22 protein-coding genes are annotated in these 24,569 nt (G+C 46.9%); 15 read left to right on the forward strand and 7 right to left on the reverse strand.

Annotated elements, in window-relative coordinates; all coding sequences use genetic code 11:
* Positions 1–2: 2 nt before the first annotated feature.
* The 5 genes from CR164_RS10310 to CR164_RS10330 all read left to right on the forward strand — a co-directional run bounded on the left by CR164_RS10310 (position 3) and on the right by CR164_RS10330 (position 4,197).
* Complete coding sequence (locus tag CR164_RS10310; RefSeq protein WP_110023910.1) at positions 3–1,277, forward strand: radical SAM protein; 1,275 nt, start codon at positions 3–5, stop codon at positions 1,275–1,277.
* Between the two features lie 202 nt (positions 1,278–1,479).
* On the forward strand, positions 1,480–1,791 hold the full coding sequence (locus tag CR164_RS10315) for a (2Fe-2S) ferredoxin domain-containing protein (protein ID WP_110023911.1): 312 nt from the start codon (positions 1,480–1,482) through the stop codon (positions 1,789–1,791).
* Positions 1,792–1,912: 121 nt separating this feature from the next.
* On the forward strand, positions 1,913–2,641 hold the full coding sequence (gene modA, locus CR164_RS10320) for a molybdate ABC transporter substrate-binding protein (RefSeq protein ID WP_110023912.1): 729 nt from the start codon (positions 1,913–1,915) through the stop codon (positions 2,639–2,641).
* Complete coding sequence (locus tag CR164_RS10325) at positions 2,638–3,315, forward strand: molybdate ABC transporter permease subunit (RefSeq protein WP_110023913.1); 678 nt, start codon at positions 2,638–2,640, stop codon at positions 3,313–3,315. The genes modA and CR164_RS10325 overlap by 4 nt, the downstream gene beginning before the upstream one ends.
* A gap of 72 nt (positions 3,316–3,387) precedes the next feature.
* Positions 3,388–4,197, forward strand: coding sequence for a TOBE domain-containing protein (locus tag CR164_RS10330; RefSeq protein WP_110023914.1), 810 nt, complete (start codon positions 3,388–3,390; stop codon positions 4,195–4,197).
* A 31-nt stretch (positions 4,198–4,228) separates the two neighbouring features.
* On the opposite strand, the gene CR164_RS10335 is transcribed toward CR164_RS10330, so the two are convergent.
* The 7 genes from CR164_RS10335 to hypA form a co-directional block, all read right to left on the reverse strand.
* A complete protein-coding gene (locus CR164_RS10335) occupies positions 4,229–6,238 on the reverse strand; it encodes an ATP-binding protein (protein ID WP_110023915.1) in 2,010 nt (669 codons plus the stop codon).
* Positions 6,239–6,359: 121 nt separating this feature from the next.
* Positions 6,360–7,409, reverse strand: a complete 1,050-nt coding sequence (gene hypE / locus CR164_RS10340; protein ID WP_110023916.1) for a hydrogenase expression/formation protein HypE — start codon at positions 7,407–7,409, stop codon at positions 6,360–6,362.
* Positions 7,410–7,490: 81 nt separating this feature from the next.
* Positions 7,491–8,582, reverse strand: a complete 1,092-nt coding sequence (gene hypD, locus CR164_RS10345) for a hydrogenase formation protein HypD (RefSeq protein WP_110023917.1) — start codon at positions 8,580–8,582, stop codon at positions 7,491–7,493.
* 82 nt (positions 8,583–8,664) lie between these two features.
* On the reverse strand, positions 8,665–8,892 hold the full coding sequence (locus CR164_RS10350) for a HypC/HybG/HupF family hydrogenase formation chaperone (protein ID WP_110023918.1): 228 nt from the start codon (positions 8,890–8,892) through the stop codon (positions 8,665–8,667).
* A 220-nt stretch (positions 8,893–9,112) separates the two neighbouring features.
* Positions 9,113–11,404 carry a carbamoyltransferase HypF gene (gene hypF / locus CR164_RS10355; RefSeq protein WP_322113415.1) on the reverse strand — a complete coding sequence of 764 codons (2,292 nt, stop codon included), beginning with the start codon at positions 11,402–11,404 and terminating at the stop codon, positions 9,113–9,115.
* Positions 11,374–12,162, reverse strand: a complete 789-nt coding sequence (gene hypB / locus CR164_RS10360) for a hydrogenase nickel incorporation protein HypB (protein WP_110023920.1) — start codon at positions 12,160–12,162, stop codon at positions 11,374–11,376. Before hypB ends, hypF begins: the two co-directional genes overlap by 31 nt.
* A gap of 128 nt (positions 12,163–12,290) precedes the next feature.
* On the reverse strand, positions 12,291–12,632 hold the full coding sequence (hypA, locus tag CR164_RS10365; RefSeq protein ID WP_110023921.1) for a hydrogenase maturation nickel metallochaperone HypA: 342 nt from the start codon (positions 12,630–12,632) through the stop codon (positions 12,291–12,293).
* A gap of 311 nt (positions 12,633–12,943) precedes the next feature.
* Here hypA and CR164_RS10370 point away from each other — a divergent pair, with 311 nt between their 5' ends.
* The 10 genes from CR164_RS10370 (at position 12,944) to CR164_RS10415 (ending at position 24,507) form a co-directional block, all read left to right on the forward strand.
* The gene (locus tag CR164_RS10370) at positions 12,944–13,888 is read left to right on the forward strand and encodes an aspartate carbamoyltransferase catalytic subunit (RefSeq protein ID WP_110023922.1); all 945 of its coding nucleotides are present in this window, start codon (positions 12,944–12,946) and stop codon (positions 13,886–13,888) included.
* Between the two features lie 21 nt (positions 13,889–13,909).
* Entirely contained in the window at positions 13,910–14,764 is an 855-nt protein-coding gene (locus CR164_RS10375; RefSeq protein ID WP_110023923.1) for a DUF1207 domain-containing protein, read from the forward strand.
* A gap of 368 nt (positions 14,765–15,132) precedes the next feature.
* Positions 15,133–16,230, forward strand: a complete 1,098-nt coding sequence (locus CR164_RS10380; protein ID WP_110023924.1) for a hypothetical protein — start codon at positions 15,133–15,135, stop codon at positions 16,228–16,230.
* Positions 16,231–16,417: 187 nt separating this feature from the next.
* Positions 16,418–16,693, forward strand: a complete 276-nt coding sequence (locus CR164_RS10385) for a DUF4212 domain-containing protein (protein ID WP_110023925.1) — start codon at positions 16,418–16,420, stop codon at positions 16,691–16,693.
* 40 nt (positions 16,694–16,733) lie between these two features.
* Complete coding sequence (locus tag CR164_RS10390) at positions 16,734–18,503, forward strand: sodium:solute symporter family protein (protein ID WP_110023926.1); 1,770 nt, start codon at positions 16,734–16,736, stop codon at positions 18,501–18,503.
* Between the two features lie 283 nt (positions 18,504–18,786).
* Positions 18,787–20,700, forward strand: coding sequence for an excinuclease ABC subunit UvrC (gene uvrC / locus CR164_RS10395; protein ID WP_110023927.1), 1,914 nt, complete (start codon positions 18,787–18,789; stop codon positions 20,698–20,700).
* 139 nt (positions 20,701–20,839) lie between these two features.
* Entirely contained in the window at positions 20,840–22,240 is a 1,401-nt protein-coding gene (locus CR164_RS10400; RefSeq protein WP_110023928.1) for a tetratricopeptide repeat protein, read from the forward strand.
* 18 nt (positions 22,241–22,258) lie between these two features.
* Positions 22,259–23,140: a shikimate dehydrogenase gene (aroE, locus tag CR164_RS10405; RefSeq protein WP_110023929.1), complete on the forward strand. Its 882-nt coding sequence runs from the start codon at positions 22,259–22,261 to the stop codon at positions 23,138–23,140.
* 76 nt (positions 23,141–23,216) lie between these two features.
* Positions 23,217–23,696 carry a signal peptidase II gene (gene lspA, locus CR164_RS10410; RefSeq protein WP_110023930.1) on the forward strand — a complete coding sequence of 160 codons (480 nt, stop codon included), beginning with the start codon at positions 23,217–23,219 and terminating at the stop codon, positions 23,694–23,696.
* Positions 23,697–23,703: 7 nt separating this feature from the next.
* The gene (locus CR164_RS10415; protein ID WP_110023931.1) at positions 23,704–24,507 is read left to right on the forward strand and encodes a TatD family hydrolase; all 804 of its coding nucleotides are present in this window, start codon (positions 23,704–23,706) and stop codon (positions 24,505–24,507) included.
* Positions 24,508–24,569: the final 62 nt, after the last annotated feature.

The following is a 24,569-nucleotide window of genomic DNA, read 5'->3' on the forward strand; positions in this document are numbered from 1 at the left end:
TCATGACGTTATCTATTGAAAAACATCCATGCTTCAACGACAGATCGAGGCACACTTTCGGGCGCATTCACCTCCCTGTTGCGCCGAAGTGCAATATCCAGTGCAATTACTGTAACAGGAAGTTCGATTGTCTGAACGAAAACCGGCCAGGTGTCACCAGCAGGGTACTTTCCCCTCACCAGGCTCTGCATTACCTCGACCGGGCACTTGAACTGTCGCCAAATATCGCCGTTGTCGGCATCGCAGGACCAGGGGACCCTTTTGCAAACCCCGAGGACACCATGGAAACACTTCGACTTGTCCGGCAGAAGTATCCCGACATGCTTCTGTGCGTTGCGACCAACGGGTTGAACGTGCTGCCATATATCGGTGAACTTGCAGAACTTGACGTAAGCCACGTAACGCTTACCATAAACGCTGTCAATCCGGAAATCGGAGCTGAAATATATGCCTGGATACGCCACCGGAAAAAAGTATACAGGGATGTAAATGCAGCAAGGCTGCTACTCGACAACCAGCTCGAAGCACTAAAAAAGCTCAAAGAACATGGAGTCACGACCAAGATCAATTCCATCATCATTCCCGGCATCAATGACCGTCACGTCGTCGATGTTGCTGAAACCGTTTCGAAGCTCGGCGCCGGCATTTTCAACGCCCTTCCCTATTACAAAACGGAAGAAACCGTATTCGAGAACATTCCGGAACCGCATCCTGAACTGGTAAAGGCAATACAGAAAAACACGGCGCAATATTTGCCGCAAATGAAACACTGTGCACGATGCAGAGCAGACGCAATCGGTATCATAGGCCAGGAAAACAGTGACGAGATAATGAAACAACTGCAAGAAGCCGCTCAGCTGCCGAAGAAACCCCATGAAAACCGGCCCTATATTGCCGTTGCAAGCATGGAGGGCGTACTGATCAACCAGCACCTCGGTGAAGCGGACCGCTTTCTTGTCTATGCGCCGGGAGCTGATAATAGCCGACCGGTTCTTGTGGAATCCCGACCGGCACCTCCTCCCGGTGGAGGCACCATGCGGTGGGAAGCGGTGGCCTCACTTCTGATGGACTGCCGTGCGATACTGGTCAACGGAGCAGGCGAGTCGCCAAAAAAAGTGCTCAACGGTAGCGGAATGAAAGTCTACATACTCGACGGGCTTATCGAAGAAGGCGTTAACGGGGTGTTCAGCGGTAAGGATATGAGCCGAATGGCTCGTATCAGCCAGATGCACGCATGCAAGACAAACTGCTCCGGCACCGGCGGAGGATGTGGATAAGAAAGGGGAAAAGTTAAAAGTCAGAGGGCAAAAGGCAGAAGTGATTGAGTCGTCCTGAAAAGAGTTGATACCAAACAAGAGGATGACAGCCGTTAAGGGTAACCGAGCCATAAACGATCACTTGCTCAAAATACGAGGGATCACCCTTTTGAGACAGTCCTATGAAAAACGATAAACAAAAAACCATAAATAAACTCAACTCATGGAAAAACCGAAACATCACATTCTTGTCTGCGGAAGCTTCCGCGCACAAGGAGCGCCACAGGGCATCTGCCACAAAAAAGAATCGGCACAGCTCCTGCCATATCTTGAAAACGAACTTTCCGACCGCGGTATGACCGATATCGTCGTTTCGGCAACCGCTTGTCTCAATGTTTGTGAAAAAGGGCCCATCGTCGTTGTTCATCCTGAAAACCATTGGTATGGAGAAATCGATAGCGAGGAGAAAATGGACGAAATTCTTGATGCCCTCGAGGATGGGCAAGCATGTGAAGCCTATTTGATCAGTGAATGATCGGACAAGAAAAAAGAGTGAACACTCTTTTTTCTTTACCAATCGTTATTACCAAAAAGAAATAACGATTACATTTTCAACCGAAATGAGCACATAGAACGCTGACGTAACATATAAGACCATGATTCAAAAAAAAACAGCAGCTGTTCTGCTGATACTCCTGCTACTCGGAGGCACTGTTTTTGCCGGGGAAATCACCGTTGCTTCGGGAGCCGGTTACAAACAACCGCTGCTTGAAATCATCGCCCTGTATGAAAAGAAAAGTGGCAGGAGAATCACGCCTGTATTTGGCAACATGTCACATCTCATCTCACAGGCCACATTAAGCGGCAACGTGGCACTTATCCTGGGAGACAGAAAATTTCTCGACCATTCAGGGCTGAATTTTTCATCCTTTCATCACATGGGGCATGGAAAACTTGTTCTTGCCTATCGCAAAGGAATAACTTTAGGAAATGTCTTCGATATAACAAGAGACTCCATAGCCAGGATAGGCATGCCCGATTCGGCAAAAGCAATGTATGGAAATGCAGCCGCCGAGTTTCTCAACAGTAGTGCACTGATGAAAAAAGTGCACAAAAAAATACTGAGATTCGCCAGCGTACCACAAGTATCCACTTACCTCATGACAGGGGAGATCGATGCGGGGTTCATTAATCTTACCGATGCACTCTGGATCAAAGAAAAAATAGGGGGTTACATACCGGTAAATGAAAAAACATACTCTGCCGTCACAATCGAAGTTGGCATACTCCGGGAATTTGAAAATGATCCCGACGTCAAAGCGTTCACTTCGTTTCTGCAAACTGAAGAGGTATTCCCTATCCTGAGTAAATACGAAATGCTATGATGATGCACAGCACTGTTTTTCCCAGCTACCGGGACATTGGCCCTATCGTGCTCTCCCTCCAAACTGCTGCAATAGTGCTCGTTTCTCATATTGTTTTCAGCATTTCCTTGGGTTATCTGCTCTCACGTAAAAAAATGCCATTCCGCAGCTTGCTTGACGGACTTGTAACACTCCCGCTCGTATTTCCCCCTATTGCAACAGGTTTTCTTCTTCTCCTGATACTTGGAAGGCATGGTGTCATCGGGCCGTTTCTCAGCGCAAAAGGTATCGAGATCATCTTCAGCCCGATGGGAGTGTATCTCGCTGCGTTTCTTTCAGGACTTCCACTTGTCGTAAAGCCGGTTCAATCAGCTACAGAAAACACGGAGACCTCGTTTGCTGAAGCTTCGTATGTTCTTGGAAAAAGCGAAATCGTCACCTTTCTACAAGTCACTCTTCCCAATATTAAACAGGTTGTCCTTGCCGGTCTCATGCTTTCGGTTGGAAGGTCGTTTGGAGAAGTAGGCATCACACTCATGCTCGGAGGCAACATCAGCGGCAGAACGGAAACCATGTCCTTAGCAATCTATAACGCCGTCTTCGAAGGAAACTTTGAAAAAGCGTTGGTATTTTCCGGTCTACTCGCCCTGATATCCATTCTGGCTTTTTACGGTATGAACCGGTTGAAAGGCTGAAAAAGGTACAATAATTTTTTTCTATTTTACTCTCATATAGGCGTTCATGCTTTGGAAACCGGAAGTTCACCGATGTCCCCACAAAACAGATCAATCGAACTGGAAGGAGCCCTTTGGTTCCGAAAATCCGAAAGCAGGTTTCTTGGTGCCGACAGGATCGTATTGCTCGAACAAATCGAAAAGCTTGGATCGATCAACAAGGCGGCGAAAACCATAGGGATCAGTTACAAAACCGCATGGCAACTGATCAACACGATTAACAACCTTTCAGAAAAAGCCATTGTAGAACGAACGACCGGAGGCAAGGACGGTGGTGGCACAAGACTGACCCCGGAAGGCAGAAAAATCCTCAGGCAATATCGGGTAGTACAGGAAGAGCACCGGAAATTCCTTGAAAATCTCGAAGAACGCCTTGGAAGACCGGAAAAGCTCTATCAATTCCTTAAAAGAATATCGGTGAAAGTCAGCGCCAGAAACGTCTTCAGCGGAACCGTTGCCAAAATCATATGCGAAACGGTGAATACTGAAATCACACTTGCTCTCAAGGGAGACATCCGAATAACAGCCATCGTAACAAGCAGTGCGATCGGCAAACTGGGTTTAGAGGAAGGAATGACCGCCTATGCAATCATCAAGTCAAGTTCCGTTATCATTGGCAAAGAGATCGATGTATCCAAAGTGAGTACCCGTAATGTGATCTTCGGAACTGTCGATAAAATCATCGATGGACCGGTAAACGTAGAAATCGATCTCGATATAGGCGGAAGTAACATTATAACCTCGATTATAACCCGCGAAAGCTCAAAAAACCTCGGTTTGAAAGAAGGCAGCAAAGCCTGTGCAATGTTTAAGGCTTCGAGCGTTATCATCGGAGTACACTGAGTACATTGGAAAAAACATACTCAATCGATAATCACCGGTCATCGGGAAGCGGTAGCCAGCGCTGCAGCATATTCATCATAACCTTACGTTCAACCGGCTTTGGCACATAATCATCCATACCCGCCTCGAGACACTGTTGCCGGTCTTCCTTTGTAGCATTAGCCGTCATAGCGATAATGGGAATTTTGCTGTTAAGCACCTTTCCGGAATTCCTTATGGCTTTTGTCGCTTCATAACCATCCATAACCGGCATCTGAAGATCCATCAGTACCAGCCCATAATTTTTTCGTTGAAGTGCTTCAACCGCTTCAGCCCCGTTAAAAGCGATATCGATCGAGTAACCCATTTTTTCAAGCATTGCCTGGGCCACTTTTTGATTTATCGTATTGTCCTCTACGAGCAAAACCAGCTTCTTTTCAACTGTATTTTCAGAAACATTGTTCAGGCCCCTGGCAGCCTGGCTCTCTTTACAGCTAAACACCGCATGGTCGGCCTCATCCTGAACTTTGTCAAAAGCAAGTGAAAAACTGAAAGTGGACCCCTCTCTTTCATTGCTCTTCAACCTGAGCTCCCCACCCATGAGTTTTACCAGCTTTCTCACGATTGCAAGGCCCAGCCCGGTCCCCCCTTCTTTACGGGTCGATGAAGCGTCGATCTGGGTAAAAGGCTGAAAAATCTGCTCCTGCTGCTCTTCAGGAATACCGATACCCGTATCCTGCACAGACATCTTGATGACAACCTTTTCTTCGGTTTCAGAAACAACCTTGGCGGTAACCGTAACCTGCCCTCTATAGGTAAACTTGATAGCATTCTGAATCAGATTCAGGAGCACCTGTTTTATATACTCGGAGTAGCCAAGAAGGGTATCCGGAATACCTTCATCCACATTACCTTCAAGCACCAAGCCTTTGTAGCTTGCTTTTTCCTTCATTATCGCTATGATATCGAGAAAAAGCTGACGAAGATTAAACACCTCTTTTTCCTCATCGATAAGCCCCGCATCTATTCTGCTGAAATCAAGAATATCGTTAATCAGCATTAACAGCATTTTAGCGCTTGAATACAGCGTGTCGGTATAATATCGCTGATCTTTATCCAGTTTGGTTTCTATCAAGAGTTCGGTCATCCCTATCACTGCATGAAGTGGCGTACGAATCTCATGGGAGATATTTGCAAGAAACTCACTTTTTGCCTTGCTTGCGCTTTCAGCCTGCATTCGCGCTCTTTTCAAGCGTTGAATGAGCCTGAGTTGCACCTGCTCTTTCTTTTCAACGTTATGTTTTTCCTCGACCAGCTTCTCATTGAGCTTCTTTGCACCTTCAAGCGCGACTTCTATTTCTTGCTTCTGTTCTATCTCTTTCTTTTGCAGCTCCAGCAAATCATCATGAAAAATCATGATGATTTTGTAAAGTTCGTTGAGCGGGTGGTCGGGCGCAAGATAATCGCTGGCAGCAGGAATAATATCTTTTTTTCCAAACAAAAAATTACCGCACATCGCCGCAAAATCATCGATCTCTCTACGTGAAACAACAACATCATCCGATGGCACAGGCACAGAAGAAACACGACTATTGTTTAAATACCGGAAAGCTTCTTCAACTGATTCAACGAAAACAAGGCGCTGCTTGACAACGCGCGAAAAAATCCGCAACATCGTTTTGACAAGATGCGATGCACCACAGATATATGTGACAGAGGGATGGGAATTATGAGAAGCATTGAGCCTGTTTATCGTACCGGCATAGAGTATCCTTGCATTGATCGACGCCTTGGTAACCTCTGAATAATCGGCTATCCTTATATATTCACAGTTTTCAAGCATGCCCTCGACAAAAACCCGTTCGATGAAAGGGATCGTTTTCTGAACGGTTTCGGACTGCATATCACCTCCCAGAGAAGTAAAAAAAAGCTTTCCGGGAATAACTGCACTATGGTAATAAACACCGGTCTTCGGATCGTCAAACTGCCATTCAGGACGAAACTCCAGCATTTCATACCCGATACGGGGCTCATCTTCTCTACGACCTTGCGACTGGTTCATCAGGGTAGACGTTTAACAGCCTTATTCGACACCGTTGTGCATCAAATTATGCAAGCGACTTGCAAAAAAGTCTGTTGTTTAATTTACTTTTATCGAATACCAATATCAAAAGGAAAACTCTTCAACAGATTCTCGGCAGTTGTTCTCCCAGGGGCATTTCCAGAATACGCTTACTCCCCAGAAACGTACGGACAATCACCATTCCAGGATGTTCATCCACCACCTCTCCTATAATCGCAGCATCGCCAGCCGATGGATACGCATGCCGTTGCATGACCCGCAATACTTTTTCAGCACTTTCCCGCGGCACTGCAACAACAACCTTACCTTCGTTTGCAACATTGAGAGGATCGATACCGAGGAGTTCACTTGCTCCTTGAACATCCGGACGAACGGGAAGGGTTGATTCATCAAGCACAATACCTTTTCGGGAAGCCTCTGCAAGCTCGTTCAACGTAGCTGCAAGCCCTCCTCTTGTAGGATCCCTCATGGCATGAACTTCAGGTACTTCATCCAGTATTTCGGAAATCAATGCACTCAACGACCTTGTGTCACTTATGATATCCGACTGGAAAGATAGACCTTTCCGAGCGGCCATAACGGCCATTCCATGGTCCCCAAGAGTACCGGAAACAATAATACTGTCACCCGGCTTGAGATTCGTGCAGGAAATATCGATCCCATTTTTTATAACGCCGATACCCGATGTATTGATAAATATTCCGTCACACTGCCCCTTTTCTACCACTTTTGTATCACCTGTAACAATTTGCACTCCAGCCTTGTCGGCAGCATCCGCCATACTGCTTACTACTTTTTGGAGATCTGTCAGGGGAAACCCCTCTTCAAGCACAAAACCCGCACTGAGATAAAGCGGAATCGCCCCGCCTACGGCAAGGTCGTTGACGGTTCCGCTAACGGCAAGATCACCGATTGTGCCCCCAGGAAAAAATATCGGACTGACAACGAAAGTATCGGTGGTAAAAGCAATCTTACCAGCTCCGATTGAGAGCTTTGCCTGATCGTCCAGCGTATCAAGCGAACTGTTGCCAAAACAAGGGAGAAATACTTTCCGGGTCAGTTCACGCGAAAGAACGCCCCCTGCTCCATGAGCCATCTGAATGGTTTCATGATTGAAATGAGGTACCGGGCACTGTAATTCGATGGACATAAGAAGTATTGATTTGGTGAATTATTCGATCCAGGTTCTTCGTCTGCAGCTTTTTTCCTGTCATCCTTCCAGATTCCGACGTTACAACACTTTTCCATGGTATTTATAATATGCTGCACACGCCCCTTCGGCCGAAACCATAGGTGCCCCGAGAGGCTTCAAAGGCGTACACTCCTTGCCGAAAGCCTCACACCTTTCAGGCGTTATCATCCCCCGCAGCACGTCCCCGCTCCTGCACAACGGAGATTCATCCGGCTGTATGTCAGCGACATTGAATTTCTTTTGGGTATCGAAAGGAGCAAATTCGTCACGCAGTTGCAGGCCGCTTTGCGGAATGACTCCTATGCCACGCCAATGACCGTCTGCAACGTGAAATACTTCATCGACAACCTTTTTTGCCACCGGATTCCCCTCTCGACTCACTACCCGACCGTACTCATTATGTACACCGGACCTTCCTGATTCAAGCATTTCTATCACCCGTAATATTCCTGAAAGGATATCCACAGGTTCAAATCCTGTCGGAACAATCGGAACATGAAACTCTTCACCGATGCGTTCATACTCCTCATAACCCGTAACTGTGCAAACATGCCCTGCAGCGAGAAACCCCTGAATCATATTTTTCTCAGAGGAAAGTATTGCCCGCATCGCAGGAGGCACCATGAACTGGCTGACAAGTTCACTGAAATTTCGCAGATTCTCTCTTGCAGCCTGCTTTATCGCCATTGCATTTCCGGGAGCTGTTGTCTCAAAACCTATGGCAAGAAAAAAAACTTCATGCTGCGGGTTCTCTCTCGCAATATTCAGTGCTTCAAGGGGAGAAAATACAACACGGACGTCAGCCCCTCCGCTTTTTGCCACCGAAAGAGTCTCTCTGCTTCCCGGCACGCGAAGCATGTCACCGAAACTTGCAAGAATCACCCCAGGCTTCGATACAATCGACAATGCTCGATCGAGAATATCGAGAGGCGTAACACAAACCGGACAACCTGGCCCGTGAATCAACCGGACTCCATCCGGAAGAAGCTGATCTATACCGTTTCTGACGATGGAGTGAGTCTGCCCTCCACAGATTTCCATGATGGTCCAGGGCTTTGTCACTGTATCCTCGATTTTCTTGAGAATGTTTCGTGCCCTGTCGCTGTCCCTGTATTCGTCGATGAATTTCATAATTTGACATTTGATGACCCGATACCTTAACTGCCCAAGGGAACAATGAACCATCAGACAGCTTACCTATCAAGACACCCGGCTATTTACGTAACAGCTCGTCCCAAAGTCTGAGGCTTTCGGCAGCTTCCTGTTCATCGATTATCTTCAAAGCAAATCCAGCATGGACGATAGTATACTGCCCGATCCGAATCTCGGGCACATACTCGAGACACGCTTTAATCAGAGAACCGTTGACATCGACAGTTCCCATTTTCAATCCGTTTTCATCGCTTATCGCAACAACTTTACCTGGTATAGCCAAACACATTGCTACTCTCCGGTTTATTCAGCTTGTGAATCACCAATTCATTTTCATGCCGTCTTTTCACAGCAAAACACACAATCGTCATTTCCATTCCTATGCCGTATTCGATATCCGGCAACTATAGAGAGAACTATACACACGATCAATGGGTTCGTGCGCCAAGCACGGAAATGACATGCAGCCTCTCTCGTCGGGATTGATGGCATTCCGATGCATCCAGCGTTCACACGACCCCTTTATACTTGCCCTTGAGGTACTCCCTGCCGATCACCGCCTGTCCGAGAGAAATACCTCCATCATTACAAGGCACCAGAGCATGGGCAAGAACTGTATAACCTTTTTTCTCGAGTTTTGAAACAAGAGCTTCGAAAAGCACTATGTTCTGAAAAACTCCTCCACTGAGCGCCACCTTGCGAATTCCTGAAAAAGCTGCGGCTTTCTCTATGACAGTGCACAACAAAGCGACAAGTGTAGCATGAAAATTTCTGCTGATGGAAGAAACGCTCCTGCCTGTACGAACATCATCGACAACGCCGTGAATCACAGGTGAAAGCGAAATAATCCATCTGTCGTTACCAGCTGGAACCGTTTCACATGAGTAAGGCTCCCCCTCGGCTGTTCCGGCCGCTTGCATGAGCTCAATTGCCGCTTGCCCCTCATAACTGACATCCTTCCGCAGCCCGGTTAAAGCGGCAACAGCATCGAAAAGCCGCCCACAGCTTGTTGTCAGAGGAGAATTGATACCTTTTTCAAGTAATTGAGTGACACCTGAAGTATCCTCGTTCTTCAGAAAATCAAGCTCGGGAAGAGTGTCGAAACAACAGGAAAGGTACCCGACTGCAACCTTCCAGGGATGGGACACCGCGGCATCGCCACCGGGTAACGGAACCGGCTCAAAAGAGGCAAAACGAAAAACCTCGGCTGCGTTTCCTATCAACACTTCTCCCCCCCAGCTTGTCCCGTCGGTTCCATACCCTGCTCCATCGAGAATAACACCGATAACAGGATCATCACAGCGGTTCTCAGCCAGACAAGATGCAAGATGGGCATGATGGTGCTGCACCTGCAAGAGCGGCATATCTTTCTGCTCCCAAGCCCAGCGGGTCGATAGGTAGGACGGGTGCATATCGCAAACCCTTAATTCAGGAGAAACTCGAAAAATATCCTGAAGGTGCTCGGTAACTTTCAGGAAATGGCTGTAAGCCTCGTAATTTTTCAGATCTCCGATATGCTGGCTCACTATTGCATTATCCCCTTTAAGCAGGCAAACAGTATTCTTTATTTCGGCTCCCGTGGCAAAAACCGGCGGACCGCCCGCAGAAAGTAAAACCGGAGCGGGAGCATATCCTCGGCTACGTCTTATTGGCCGTATTTTTCCCGACATATGAACCGTTACGGAATCGTCGCACCTGAGATAAATCGGGCGATTGTGCATAAGATAACCGTCGGCAATTCCGCCAAGCCGCTCGACTGCTTCGCTGTTTTCAATAACGATGGGCTCATCGGAACAATTTGCGCTGGTCATGACAAGAACCGAGGGCCCTCGTTCCATCATCAAAACATGGAGAGGCGAATACGGCAGCATGATACCCAAGCGATCGTTTCCCGGTGCAATATCATCTGAAAAACAAGCACCTTTTTTTTTCAGAAGAACAACCGGCGCTTCCGGCGAAAGAAGAGTCCGGCGCTCTTCATCATTGATTATGCAGAACCTTTCAGCAGTTTCAATATCCTTTGCCATCAAGGCGAAAGGCTTTTCCTCCCTCCTTTTTCTTTTTCTCAGACGGCGAACAGCGGCAGCATCGAAAGCGTCCACGGCAAGATGGAATCCACCGATGCCTTTCACCGCAACGATCAGGCCTTTTCGAAGCATGTCGAGAGCAAACCCCAAAGGATCGATGCAGTCGACCGTTTTACCGTTCAGATCGAGCATGCTGAGAACCGGCCCACAATCAGGACATGCGTTTGGTTGAGCGTGGAATCTTCTGTTCACCGGATCCCGATACTCGGCCTCACAATCAGGACACATCGTGAACTGCCTCATCGAAGTATAGGGGCGATCGTAAGGAACCTTTTCTATAATGGTATAGCGCGGCCCGCAGTTGGTGCAATTGATGAAAGGATACGCATACCTCCGGTTGGAAACGTCAAGCAGCTCTTCCCTGCAATCATCGCAAACCCCAAAATCCGGAGATACCATCGTCTGAACTGCCCCTGTGTCATCGGAGGGAACAATGAAAAAATCGCTCTCCTCTTCCAAAGCAATCTCCGCTATCTCACACGATGAAATTTTTGCAAGAGGAGGGGCTTTCTCGAAAAGTTCCCGGCTGAAAAGACCAAGCTTCTCGATACTGCTGCTTTGTACCTCTACGCAGACCCCCAAAGAAGTATTGCGTATAAAACCACTGAAGCCGGCCTCTTTCGCAAGACGGAAAACAAAGGGCCTGAACCCGACCCCCTGCACAACGCCATTGACGAAGAATCTCAGTCTTTTTTCAGCTTTGACTTCAGCCATCCTATCCATGCATCAAAACCTTCACCCGTCGCCGCGGAAAGCTCGAACCATTCAAGCTTATGGTTGACCCTCGAAGCATTTTCCCTGCATACTGCTGCATCGAAGGGAACATACGGCAGCAAATCGGTTTTGTTCAAAATACAGATATCGGCCTCGACAAACATCGTTGGATATTTCAGCGGCTTGTCATCCCCTTCCGTTACACTGATCACAACGATTTTCATTGCCTCCCCAAGATCGAACAACGCAGGACAGACGAGGTTACCGACATTCTCGATACAAAGAAGAGAGTTGTCTGCAAGATTCATCTCTTTGACCGCCCGGTTTATCATCAGCGCATCGAGATGGCACCCGGTGCCGGTATTAACCTGTAAAACGGGGATATCGAGAGCCTGAATCCGTTCGGCATCCCTCGTTGTCTGCTGATCGCCTTCAATAACACTGATTTGACAATCCGGCTTTATGAACGGAACGGTTTTCTCGAGCAAAGAAGTTTTTCCCGAGCCTGGTGAGCTCAGAAAATTGAGCGCAAGCACATTCTTCGCCTCAAAAAACCCCCGGTTTCTTTCGGCAAGGAGATTATTCTGCAATAATACATCCTGCTCAACCATCACCTGGCGGCTATTGGCATGATCATGATTTCCGGAAACATGATGATGAGCGTGACCGTCGTCACCGACATGAACATGATATGCAGCATCGCCTGGCTTATAGATAACGGCACCATTGCCGGATGAACATCCACAAGTATCACACATAGGTATTATGTTAATTTAATTTATTTATCGAATCGTTGATTTACTGAATCGATGCTGCCAGGGCAACGACATGACAGCCATCCTGACACCATTTTTCCCCCTTTGTTTTTCAGCTCTTTGTCTCAGCCCTACTCAAGCGTAATCGATTTGATCAACAGTTCCCTGCCGGAAATAATTCTGACATTCAAAGACCCGCAGACTTCACATTTCGCATACACATCACTGACAGGAAAACTCTTACCGCACTCCTGGCATTTTCCAACAGGCTCTATTTCATGAATTGCAAGATCGGCCCCATCGACAATAGTGTTTTTCGCAGCCGCGGAAAAACAGAATTTCAGTGATTCGGGCTGAACCCCCGAAACCCTGCCGACTTCCAGCTCGATCTCACTGACCTTTCGGGATTGTTCCTGTTCGGCTTTTGCAACTACGGCATCTATAATAGATAGCGCTATCGACATTTCATGCATAGACTCTTATCATCGTTGAAAAGTAACAACAGAAAGTTCAAAATCATTTCCTCTACCCTGCAAACCGCCAACCTCTTATGTTATTCTTGCATTGAACATGTAAAAAATTTTCCCGAAGTACCGTTATAAGAAATAAAACATAAATTTGAGCTAACGTTCAGGTTCTTTTCACTATCGATCATCGGCACGTACCCGTTCGCAGAATGCCGTTACCGGGAGTGTGAACAATTACTCAATTTAAGTTTATATTTTTTGTAAATTTGCAGAGTGTTTTCGCACGCGGCTATTGACACTTTTGGAAAAACATTGCATTGAAAGACCTCACTGGATTATCCGGAATATCGGCGGGCAGAATAATTGAGATTCTCGACAAGGCCGCTGTTCATAAAGACCTGTTTCTGAATACTGAAAACGTTATACCCAGAACGCTGCAAGGCAAACGCATTGTTCTGGCATTTTTTGAAAACTCGACAAGAACAAGATTTTCTTTCGAAATAGCAGCACGCAACCTCGGAGCCGTCACCCTTAATTTCAGCGCCTCTTCAAGCAGTGTCAGCAAAGGGGAAAGTATTGTAGATACCATAAAAAACCTGGAAGCAATGCAGGTTGATGCATTTGTCATTCGTCATCCTTCTTCCGGGTCAGCCGAACAGATAAGCCGCATAACCGATAAACATGTTGTAAACGCGGGTGACGGAATACATGAACATCCCACACAGGCACTGCTTGACATATTTACATTACGAAACTATTTCGGGTCGTTGCAAGGCGCCAAAATCATGATCCTTGGTGATATCCTGCACAGCCGCGTAGCCCGGTCGAATATTTTCGGCCTTACCACACTCGGCGCGCAAGTCGGGATCTGCAGCCCTGTATCGCTTCTTCCTGCCGATACGAATTCTCTTGGCGTAAACGTTTTCACCTCCATAGACGATGCCATAAGGTGGGCTGATGCCGCAATTGTGCTCCGATTGCAACTGGAAAGAACAACCGGCGGCTATCTGCCATCTCTCGAAGATTACTCACTGAACTACGGTCTCACCGATGAACGGCTCGAGAAAATCCGCAAGCATATGCTTGTCCTTCACCCCGGCCCGATCAACAGAGAGATCGAGATATCAAGCAACGTTGCTGACCGCATCCAACCACCGGGTTACTCGAAAAGTGTGCTCCTTGAACAGGTAACCAATGGAGTTGCTGTCAGAACCGCTGTCCTGGAAATGCTGCTTGGCGGAGCAACAACAAAAACACATTAAGCACCAAAAAATAGTACACCCATGCGAAAAGTCTATGTCACGCCGATCATTTTATTGATTCTCTTTCTATCCGCTCAAACAACATTTGCCGGTCCGACATTACGGACAATGTTCACGCCCTTGCTTGCAGATCCTCTTGAACCCCGAATTGCGGTCATGCCATGGCTCGATGACGATTTCCTTCAGCTTGACATCGGCACCTCCGCAGATCTGTACCAGAGTAAAGACAATCGTTTCGCTTTTGGCATCGACTTCGCGACATTCTCTCTCCTGGGAAGAGACGATAATTTCAAGTTTCCGGTAGATACCATCGATTACCTTTTCGGGGTAAGCTTTTCCTGGAAACACCCTTTAAAGAATGAAAACCTGCCGTTCGATGATCTCTCGGCAAGGCTCCGTATCAGCCATATCTCGGCTCACTTCGAAGACGGGCACTACGACGAAGAAGCCGATGAGTGGATAAACGAGGATGATTGCCCTTTCGGTATCCCGTTCACCTACAGCCGTGAGTTCATAAACCTCGTCCTTGCTCTCTCTTCGGAAAACTACCGGGTCTATCTCGGCTATCAATACCTATTCCATACCATACCCGACGACATCAGCCGCCATTCGCTTCAGGCGGGCCTGGAACTTTCAACCCCTGGCAACACCTACCTGGCAGCGGATTTCAAGTTGCTTCCCGAATGGGATGACGAACTCGATAAAACCGACGGATTCCATGGAACCTGGAACCTTCAGGCAGGCTGGAAACTTACCGGCCTCGGTCTTGAAAATGTCCGTATCGCATATAATTATTATAACGGACTGAGCCGTCACGGTATGTATTTTTACGACGATGAAAGTTTCAGCTCTCTCGGGTTTATTGTAGATCTATGAACAATAGCTTCTCTATTTCAGATCTGCCGAAATACCGGCATAGAGACAGCACATGTTATGTTTGCATGATGTGATATTGTTCTTTAAATTGTTAGAGTATTTTTTGTAACGTTGTAACCCCCCTGAAGTACAGCATGTCACTCCACAATTCAACATACAGGCATTCCGCTCAAAATTACTTTTGAGTACTTTTGCCGTTTATCCATACGATGGACGCTAAAAGTAACTTCTTTTTTTTATCCAATTTATGTACATTTAAAGTTTACATGTACATGTTCTTTCCGAAAAGCATTGTACCCTGCATAAACACGTCGGGGAAGATGCTTTTATTTTCGAAGCAACACAAAACCTAACGGAGAAAAGCAGCAATGAAAAAACTTGTATCGCTTGTGTTTGCATTCGCGATGATGGCCACATTTGTGACCACATCCGAGGCAAGCGTCAAATTCAGCGGCGACGCAATGGTCCGCCCGAGATACGAAAGCTACGAATTCAAAGGTGATTTCAACAAACAAGCTGACGACCTCTACTGGCTTTACAGAGTTCGTTTGCATGTTGCAGCCGATCTTGGCGAAGGCTACTATGCAAAAGCCATGCTTGCCAGCGAATCACCGGGCTGGTTCGCAGCTGTTGGAGGAAAAGGATCTTTTCCTGAAACACTCGCAGAAGACTTCGGCATCAGTCAGTTCTACTTTGGCCGTATGATGGAAAACTCTCATTACACAATGGGAAAGATGCCGTTGAACAGCCTTAACAATCCTATCTTCGACCTTGCGGTTTATCCTTTCCAGCCTCTTGAAATCCCGTACTTCCTGTACAACAACGATCGCGTTTTCGCGCTCAACTACGGTACGAAGGTCGGTCCCGGCGAACTCAACGCAACGCTCTGCGTGCTTGACAACGACATGCAGGAAGACGATGTTTTCGAAGATTCTTACGCTATTCACCTGATTTATAAAACAAACATCGGTGATGTCACTATCGACCCGCAGATTCTTGCTGCCATAACCGATTCCGATCTCATCGGTTCTCACTCAATGTATACGCCTCTCCGGGATGTTATTGGTGTCGATCACAGAGGGGACTATGAGAACATCACTCCGTGGACGTTCGGTACCAACGTCGTTATCCCGGCCGGTGATACCAAATTCACACTGAGCGGTTTCTACACCTATGTTGACGAAGATGATATCAACTACGACGGTTACCTCTTCAGGGTCAAGGCACAACACGGTCCGGTAACAGCATGGATTGATTACAACAGCACGGAAGACGAAAGCTATGGTCGTTCCGACGATTACGCCAACATGTTTGTCTGGGCACAGTACAACTACAAGGTTTACGAGTCCGCAATGGGCAGCTTCACCTTGTCTCCGACTGTCCGCTACCTCTCGTCCGAATTCAACAACGATTCAATTGAATTCAACCGCCTGAGAACAGAGCTCTGGGCACAGGTCAAGTTCTAAGCGATCCCGATACCTCGATCGTGGATCAGTAAAGCCGCAGGTTTTCCTGCGGCTTTTTTTTATGGGACAATCGTTAACGACATGTTCTTCAGAAGGATTGTTTCTTTCATTAAATTATTATGCTTCTTAAATTGTTGTGCTTCTTTTTTTTAAGACGCTTTTCAGTCAACCTTAAACCATTGATGTCATGGAAAAAGGAAAACTACAGGAGTACTGGTCAACAAACCTCAAGTATCTGATAGGGCTGCTTGTTGTATGGTTTGTTGTCTCTTACGGCTTCGGAATTTTACTTGCCGAACCACTCAATACCATCCGCTTTCCTGAATGGACAGGTGGAGGCGGCTTCAAACTGGGATTCTGGTTTGCCCAGCAGGGCTCCATCTATGTGTTTGTTATCCTGATTTTCGTTTATGTCAGCCTGATGAACCGGCTGGATAAAAAGTATGACGTACACGAAGATTAACCCTTCTACTGCAATTTTTTTTAACCAATTATTAACAATTATGGATGTACAAGCGTGGACGTACCTTATTGTCGGCTTGACATTTGCACTCTATATCGGGATCGCGATATGGGCAAAGGCCGGATCTACAAAAGAGTTTTATGTCGCCGGCGCAGGCGTTCCCCCTCTTGCAAACGGCATGGCTACAGCAGCTGACTGGATGTCGGCAGCTTCATTCATTTCAATGGCCGGCCTTATATCCTTCATGGGTTACGACGGCTCCATCTATCTGATGGGCTGGACAGGCGGGTACGTGTTACTTGCCCTGCTTCTTGCCCCTTATCTCAGAAAGTTCGGAAAGTTTACCGTTCCCGATTTTGTAGGGGATCGCTACTACTCCAACGCGGCAAGAACCGTTGCGGTTATCTGTGCGATTTTTGTCTCGTTCACTTACGTTGCAGGCCAGATGCGCGGTGTAGGAGTGGTATTCTCGAGGTTCCTTGAAGTGCCGATCAACATCGGTATTCTCATCGGTATGGGTATTGTGTTTTTCTATGCGGTTCTCGGCGGCATGAAAGGCATCACCTATACCCAGGTTGCCCAGTATTGTGTGCTTATTTTCGCATATATGGTCCCGGCAATATTTATCTCAATGCTGATCGCAGGTACTCCTCTTCCTCAACAGGGTTTCGGCAGCATGCTTACCGACGGTAGCGGCTATCTGCTCGACAAGCTTGACGGCCTACACCAGGAACTCGGTTTTGCGGCCTATACCGATGGAAGCAAACCCATGATCGACGTCTTCTTCATCACCTTTGCATTGATGGTTGGAACCGCCGGACTCCCGCATGTTATCGTGCGCTTCTTCACGGTACCTAAAGTACGTGATGCCCGTATTTCAGCAGGCTGGGCGTTGCTCTTCATAGCTCTGCTGTACACCACCGCTCCGGCGGTTGCGGCATTTGCGCGCTATAACCTTATCAATACCGTAAGCAACACACAGTACGCCGAGCTCCCCTCATGGTTCAAAACCTGGGAAGGCACCGGCCTCATTGCCTGGGTAGACAAAAACGATGACGGAGCCATCCAGTATGTCAACGGCAAGGCTTTCGCCGGCAAACCGGTTTTTACAGAAGGTGAAGGTGCAGACGGCCAACGGCTTATCTCGAACGAACCAACCGACAACGCAAACGAACTGTATATCGACCGGGACATCATGGTCCTGGCAAACCCTGAAATCGCCAATCTTCCGGCCTGGGTTATCGCGCTTATCGCAGCAGGCGGGCTTGCTGCAGCGCTGTCTACGGCGGCCGGTCTGCTTCTGGTCATCTCGACATCCGTCGCGCATGACCTGATAAAGAAACAGATCAATCCAGACCTGAACGAGAAATCGGAAGTTATGATAGCCCGCATCGCCGTCGCCTTTGCAGTGCTTATAGCCGGTTACTTCGGCATCAATCCTCCGGGCTTCGTCGCGCAGGTTGTTGCTTTCGCATTCGGTCTTGCTGCATCATCGTTCTTCCCGGTCATCATCCTCGGTATTTTCTACAAACGGATGAACAAGGAAGGCGCGATTGCAGGTATGTTAACCGGCATTACCTTTACCGCCGCGTACATTATTTATTTCAAATTCATCAACCCGGCTGCGAATGTTTCTGAAAACTGGTTCCTCGGCATTTCACCTGAAGGAATCGGTACAGTGGGGATGATTATCAACTTCGCCGTAAGCTTCATTGTTGCAAAAATCACTCCGGCACCACCTGAAGATATTCAGGAACTGGTCGACAGCCTCAGGTATCCAAAAGGGGCAGGAGAAGCCTCCATGCACTGATTGACGCATTTGGCGGAAATGCTCAAAAAGGCGCGATGTTCTCGCGCCTTTTTTATTTTGAACCGACAATCGTAACAGTTGAACGCCCCTTCATGACTGTGCTCCTCGGACCTGACCTGTGAAACCCAAAACAATTATTACGCGGATCTTACCCGGGAATCCATAGTCCTTATGAATTCGCACGTTACACCTCACCTGACTATCCGTATCGCCGTAATACCGTTTATTTTTTTACTTTTGGTTTTTGAGAGACTGACTTCAAGAGGTGCAGACACAACCTTACATGCCAAATTCCGCTGATCAGAGAAAAAATCAGAACGCGAAAGCAGAGCTTGAGAAAAAAGTCGCCGCCCTGCCGTCCAACCCTGGCATTTACCAGTTTAAAAACTCCAGGGGAAACGTTATCTACGTTGGGAAAGCAAAAAGTCTGCGTTCAAGAGTCCGTTCATATTTCGGCAACAGCAACCAGTTATATGGAAAAACCCGAATTCTCGTCAATCATATTGCTGATCTCGAGGTCATCATAACCTCTTCCGAAGTCGAAGCGCTTATTCTCGAAAACAATCTCATCAAGCAGCTCAAGCCTCGCTACAACATCAATCTCAAGGATGACAAAACGTATCCTTACCTGGTAATAACCAAGGAACCTTTTCCGAGAATATTCATTACCCGGCATGTAAAAAAAGACGGTTCGACATATTTCGGACCCTACACCGAAGCCCGGCAACTTCGTTCAGTGCTCGAGCTGATCAGTTCGATATTTCAGGTCAGGAGTTGCAAGCTCAAGCTGAGTGAAGAGAATATCCGGCAAAAAAAATTCACGGTTTGTCTGGACTACCACATTCACAAATGCAAGGGACCGTGTGAAGGGTTTCAGTCTGAAGCGGAATACAATGCTATGATCGATGAAGTTATCAGACTGCTGAAAGGCAAAACCTCCGAACTGGTCCGCTCACTGAGTAAAGAGATGCGACGATGCGCCGAACAACTCAAGTTCGAAGAGGCTGCCGAGCTGAAAATGCAGATTGACGGTTTGAAAAAATATGCTGAACGTCAGAAAGTTGTCACAAACGATCAGGTTGACCGTGACGTTTTCGCAATAGCAAGGCAAGGAGACGACGCATGTGGAATCGTCTTTAAAATTCGAGAAGGCAAACTGCTCGGGTCTCAGAGAATGTATTTCTCAAATACAGAAGAAGAACCAACTGCTAACCTGCTGTCGAAATTCCTTGAAAAATACTACCTGGAAACTCCGGACCTTATTCCACAGGAAATTTTCACGCAGGCCGCTCTACCGGCAGAGAACCAAAAAGCTCTTCACTCGCTGCTTTCCAATCCAAAAAAACAAGATACATCCGTCATCAAATCGATACGCTTCATAACTCCGCAGAGAGGAGAAAAGGCCAAACTTGTGGAGATGTGTCAGGAAAATGCCCGCCATCACTTACAGGAATATCTGATAGAAAAACAAAAGCGCGGTGAAATTGCTCGGGAACATCCTGCTCTCAAAGCCCTGCAAGAAACACTCTATCTCGAACACTTGCCCAAAAGAATCGAATGTTTCGACAACTCTCATTTTCAAGGCAGTGACTACACCAGTTCAATGGTATGCTTTACCGATGGAAAACCAAGAAAGTCCGAATACAGAAAATTCAAACTGCGGAGTATTGAAGGCTCCGACGACTATGCAGCCATGCACGAGGCACTGGTACGCCGTTACAGCGGGAAACTCTCGAAAGAGCTTCCGATCCCTGACCTTATTGTAATTGATGGTGGAAAAGGCCAGGTTAACATTGCCAGGAAAACTCTCACTGAATTGCAAATCAACGTGCCGGTAATCGGCCTTGCAAAACGTCTTGAAGAAATCTATCTGCCCGGAATCGGTGATCCATTTAATCTTCCCAAGACTTCACCAGCGCTCAAGCTCTTGCAGCGATTACGCGATGAAGCTCACCGCTTCGCGATAAGCTACCATCGAAAACTGCGAACAACACGCACCCTTAAAACGTCTCTGACCGATATTCCGGGTATAGGGGAGAAAAGCGCTATGAAGCTTCTGGAACATTTTGGTTCGACCGAACAGATTTCACATGCTTCTCAGGAACAACTCCAGACAGTAATCGGACCCAAAATGGCAGAATCCGTCATAAAATTTTTCTATGAGAGGAACAAACCCAAAAAAAACGGTGGCACATAACGGCGACACGGCACCCTCTCGACCGACAGAAGGATTGTTTGAAAGCGTTTTCTGTGAAGCTCTCTTTTTGCAAAAAATCTCGTATATTTATTTTGACATGTAGTAGAAGGAAACGAAGAAGAAAATATACTCCACATCTATGAGCTTCCTTGACTTCTTTGATGAAGGCGGCAATTACGACACGAATGGTTTTTTCGGAAAAGTTCAACTTGACGATCTCGATTTAACATCCATATACGATAGTGAGCAACTGATAGAGATAATCAATCAGTTCAATGATGAGGGAAAACATCAGGACGCACTGACTGTCGCCCGTCATTTAGCCGAAATCGCTTCCTATAATGCCGAATCATGGTTTCATTTAGGAAACTGTTTGACTGTAAACGGTTTTTTTGATGATGCAAAGGAAGCGTTCGCCAAAGCTGCTCTGCTCAGTCCAGCGGACAGTGAAATGATGCTGAACCTTGCTCTTGCACATTTCAATACTGCTGATTATCAAGCGGCTTTTGAAAAACTTGACTCCATTATTTTTGACTCATCCCTCGAAAAAGAGCTTTACTTTTACCGGGGCCTGATTCTGCAGAAGCTGGAACGCTACACAGAGTCTGAAAAATACCTGGAAAAATGTCTTGATCTTGAACCTGATTTTACCGAAGCCTGGTACGAACTGGCATTCTGCAAGGATGTTCTTGGAAAAATGGAGGAAAGCTCTGCCTGCTATCAAAAAACCATCGACCAGGACCCTTATAACATCAATGCCTGGTACAATAAGGGACTTGTCCTCAGTAAACTTAAAAAATACGACGAAGCCCTTGAGTGTTACGATATGGCCATCGCTATCGCTGATGATTTCAGTTCCGCATGGTACAATCGGGCAAACGTGCTGGCAATAACCGGTAAAATAGAAGAAGCTGCTGAAAGTTACCTTAAAACCATCGAGTTCGAACCTGACGACATCAATGCTCTTTACAACCTCGGGATCGCTTACGAAGAACTTGAAGAATATGATAGCGCTATTTCCCATTACTCGCGCTGTATAGAACTGAAACCGGACTTTGCCGATGCATGGTTTGCTCTCGCCTGTTGTTATGAAGCCGACAAAGCCTACGACAAGGCGTTACAATCCATCAATCATGCACTCGAGTATATTCCGGGATCGGTCGATTTTCTTCTGTTGAAAGCCGAGACCTATTATAATATGGAGCAACTGGATTTTTCGATTCAAACGTATGAGAAAATCCTTGAGCTGGAAGCCGAATCGCCACAAATATGGGTTGATTACGCTCTTGTTCTTCGAGAAGCGTCGTTATATACTGAATCCATCAATGCTCTCGAAAAATCACTGCAGCTTCAGCCACAGTCTGCAGAAGCGCATTTTGAAATAGCCGCCACCTATTTCGCTCTCGGTGATAAAAAAAGCACCATCAGCGCATTGACAAAAGCGTTCACCATCGACCCCGGGAAAAAACAACTTTTCAAAAGCACTTTTCCCGAGCTGTACAATCAGGACTCCATTCGCAAAATACTTGGCATAATTTGAGCACCTGCACCTGACTGTATGTACAGCGCAAAAAAAATTCTTGGGCTGATCGGCAGAAACGTCGACTATTCCTATTCGCCTTACATTCATAATGCAGCTGCGGAAATACTGCAGCTGCCCTATTATTATACGATTTTCAACATCTCGTCTTCCGATCAGGTTCCTCCGGCACTTGAAGGGGCAAAAGCACTCGGTATAGCAGGTTTCAACGTCACAATTCCATACAAACAAGATGTTGTTGCCTGCATGGACAGACTCTCTCCCGAAGCGCAGGCTGTCGGCGCAGTCAATACCATCGTCAATGACAGGGGAATTCTTACAGGTTACAATACGGATATTGCGGGAATCGTTACGCCTCTCGAACCTTACCTGTCAATGATAAAAGGACAACCTGTAGGGATTTTCGGCAATGGAGGTGCTGCCATGGCGGCTGTTGAAGCATTAAACAGCAATTTCAGCCCTTCGGTCATCCGTTTGTTTACCAGAAACAGGGAAAAAGGCCTAGCGCTTTGTCATCATTTTCAGAATAGCATTCCACCGGTATCTTTTTCAATCCACCCATTCGATGACTATCCCGCGATCAGTCATTGCAAACTTCTGATCAACGCTACTCCAATCGGTACAAAAGGGCTGGGCACAGAACATGACAACAGCATCATCCCGGACGGTACGGGAGCAATTCACGAGAACCAGATTATTTTCGATATGGTCTACAATCCTATAGACACCCGGCTGTTACAAATGGCTTGCCAGGCAGGTGCTGTGACCATCCCCGGAATCGAGATGCTTGTTGCCCAGGCATCCCGGTCATTCGAGATCTGGACTGGAAAACAAATGCCTACCGGTTCGGTTAAAGAACGGCTTCGGAAAATGCTTGCAACAGACAACCGATTGCCTTGAAAAACATGTAATACCTACTACCATATTTCGAGTACCATCCTCTATTTCGTTTGATAATACCTTACCCGGACCAACCATGTTATTGTTTTTCTTCATTGCGATTATAGTTGTCGCTTTCGATCAGTTCACTAAAAAACTTGCTGTCGATTATCTGATGCAGAACGAGGGCAGCATTATACTCATCGCCAACTGGCTGAAACTGACCTACACGGAAAATTCTGGCATAGCGTTCGGCGTATCTCTCGGTTCACAGGCAGTGCTTATTACCATTACCGCACTTATCCTTGTTGCACTACTTGTTTATGTCGTTTTGTCGAAAAACCGTAAACCGGCCTTTCTTGTAACCTTCGGACTTATTTTAGGCGGCGGTATTGGAAACCTCATCGATCGTGCGACAGTAGGCAGAGTAGTCGACTTCATTCATGTGGACATCTATCAGGGATACCTCTTCGGATCATGGGTATCATTATGGCCGGTTTTTAATATTGCCGATTCCGCAATTACCGTCGGAGCCTGCCTCCTTTTACTCTTGTACAACCGTATTTTCAACCCATGAATGAATCATGTTCGTAGATGTCCACTGCCACTTGTCTTTTCCCGATTTCGACAACGATCGCGAAGCAGTCATAAAACGTTTGAAGGAACAACATGTTTCCTTGCTCATAGACACCGGTGCCGATCCGGCAACAAGTAAGCGCTCGATCGAGCTGGCTGCCCGTTACAGTTTCATCCACTCGACGGTTGGACTGCATCCACACGATATCACCGACAGAGTAGCCGAACCGACGTTCGGTGAACTCGAGACGCTTGCCATTTCACCCAAGGTAGTCGGCATAGGAGAGATAGGCCTTGATTACCACTATGACGAGTATGATCCGGAACGGCAAAAAAACGCGTTTCGTACAATGCTAAGAATTGCCAAAAAGCTCGACTTACCTGTCGTAATTCATAGCAGAGATGCCTGGCAAGATACCCTCGACATCCTCAGGGAAGAAAAAACGTCAAACCTTCGTGGTATCATGCACTGCTTTTCAGGCAACACTGAAATTGCCCGTGAATGTATCAGGCTTGGGTTCAAGATATCCATCCCCGGTACGCTTACCTATAAAAAATCCACTCTCCCTACCGTTGTAAGCGATCTTGAAACAGGAGACCTCCTTACAGAGACAGATGCCCCATGGCTTTCTCCCGTTCCTTTCAGGGGAAAGCGCAACGAACCGTCCTATGTAGGGCTCATAACAAAAATGATTGCCGAGATCAAAGAACTTCCGCTTGAAGCAACTGCTGAAATCATAAAAAACACAGCCCTGGACCTGTTCTCCATACCAACAGTCACGAAGGAACCTCGGGAAAAAAGAAACAGATGAAACTTTGAAATACGCAGAGACTTGCTTAGGTTGCTGACCGGGACTTACAGTTTGCAAAACAA

This window comes from Prosthecochloris marina (assembly GCF_003182595.1).
Classification (GTDB): domain Bacteria; phylum Bacteroidota; class Chlorobiia; order Chlorobiales; family Chlorobiaceae; genus Prosthecochloris; species Prosthecochloris marina.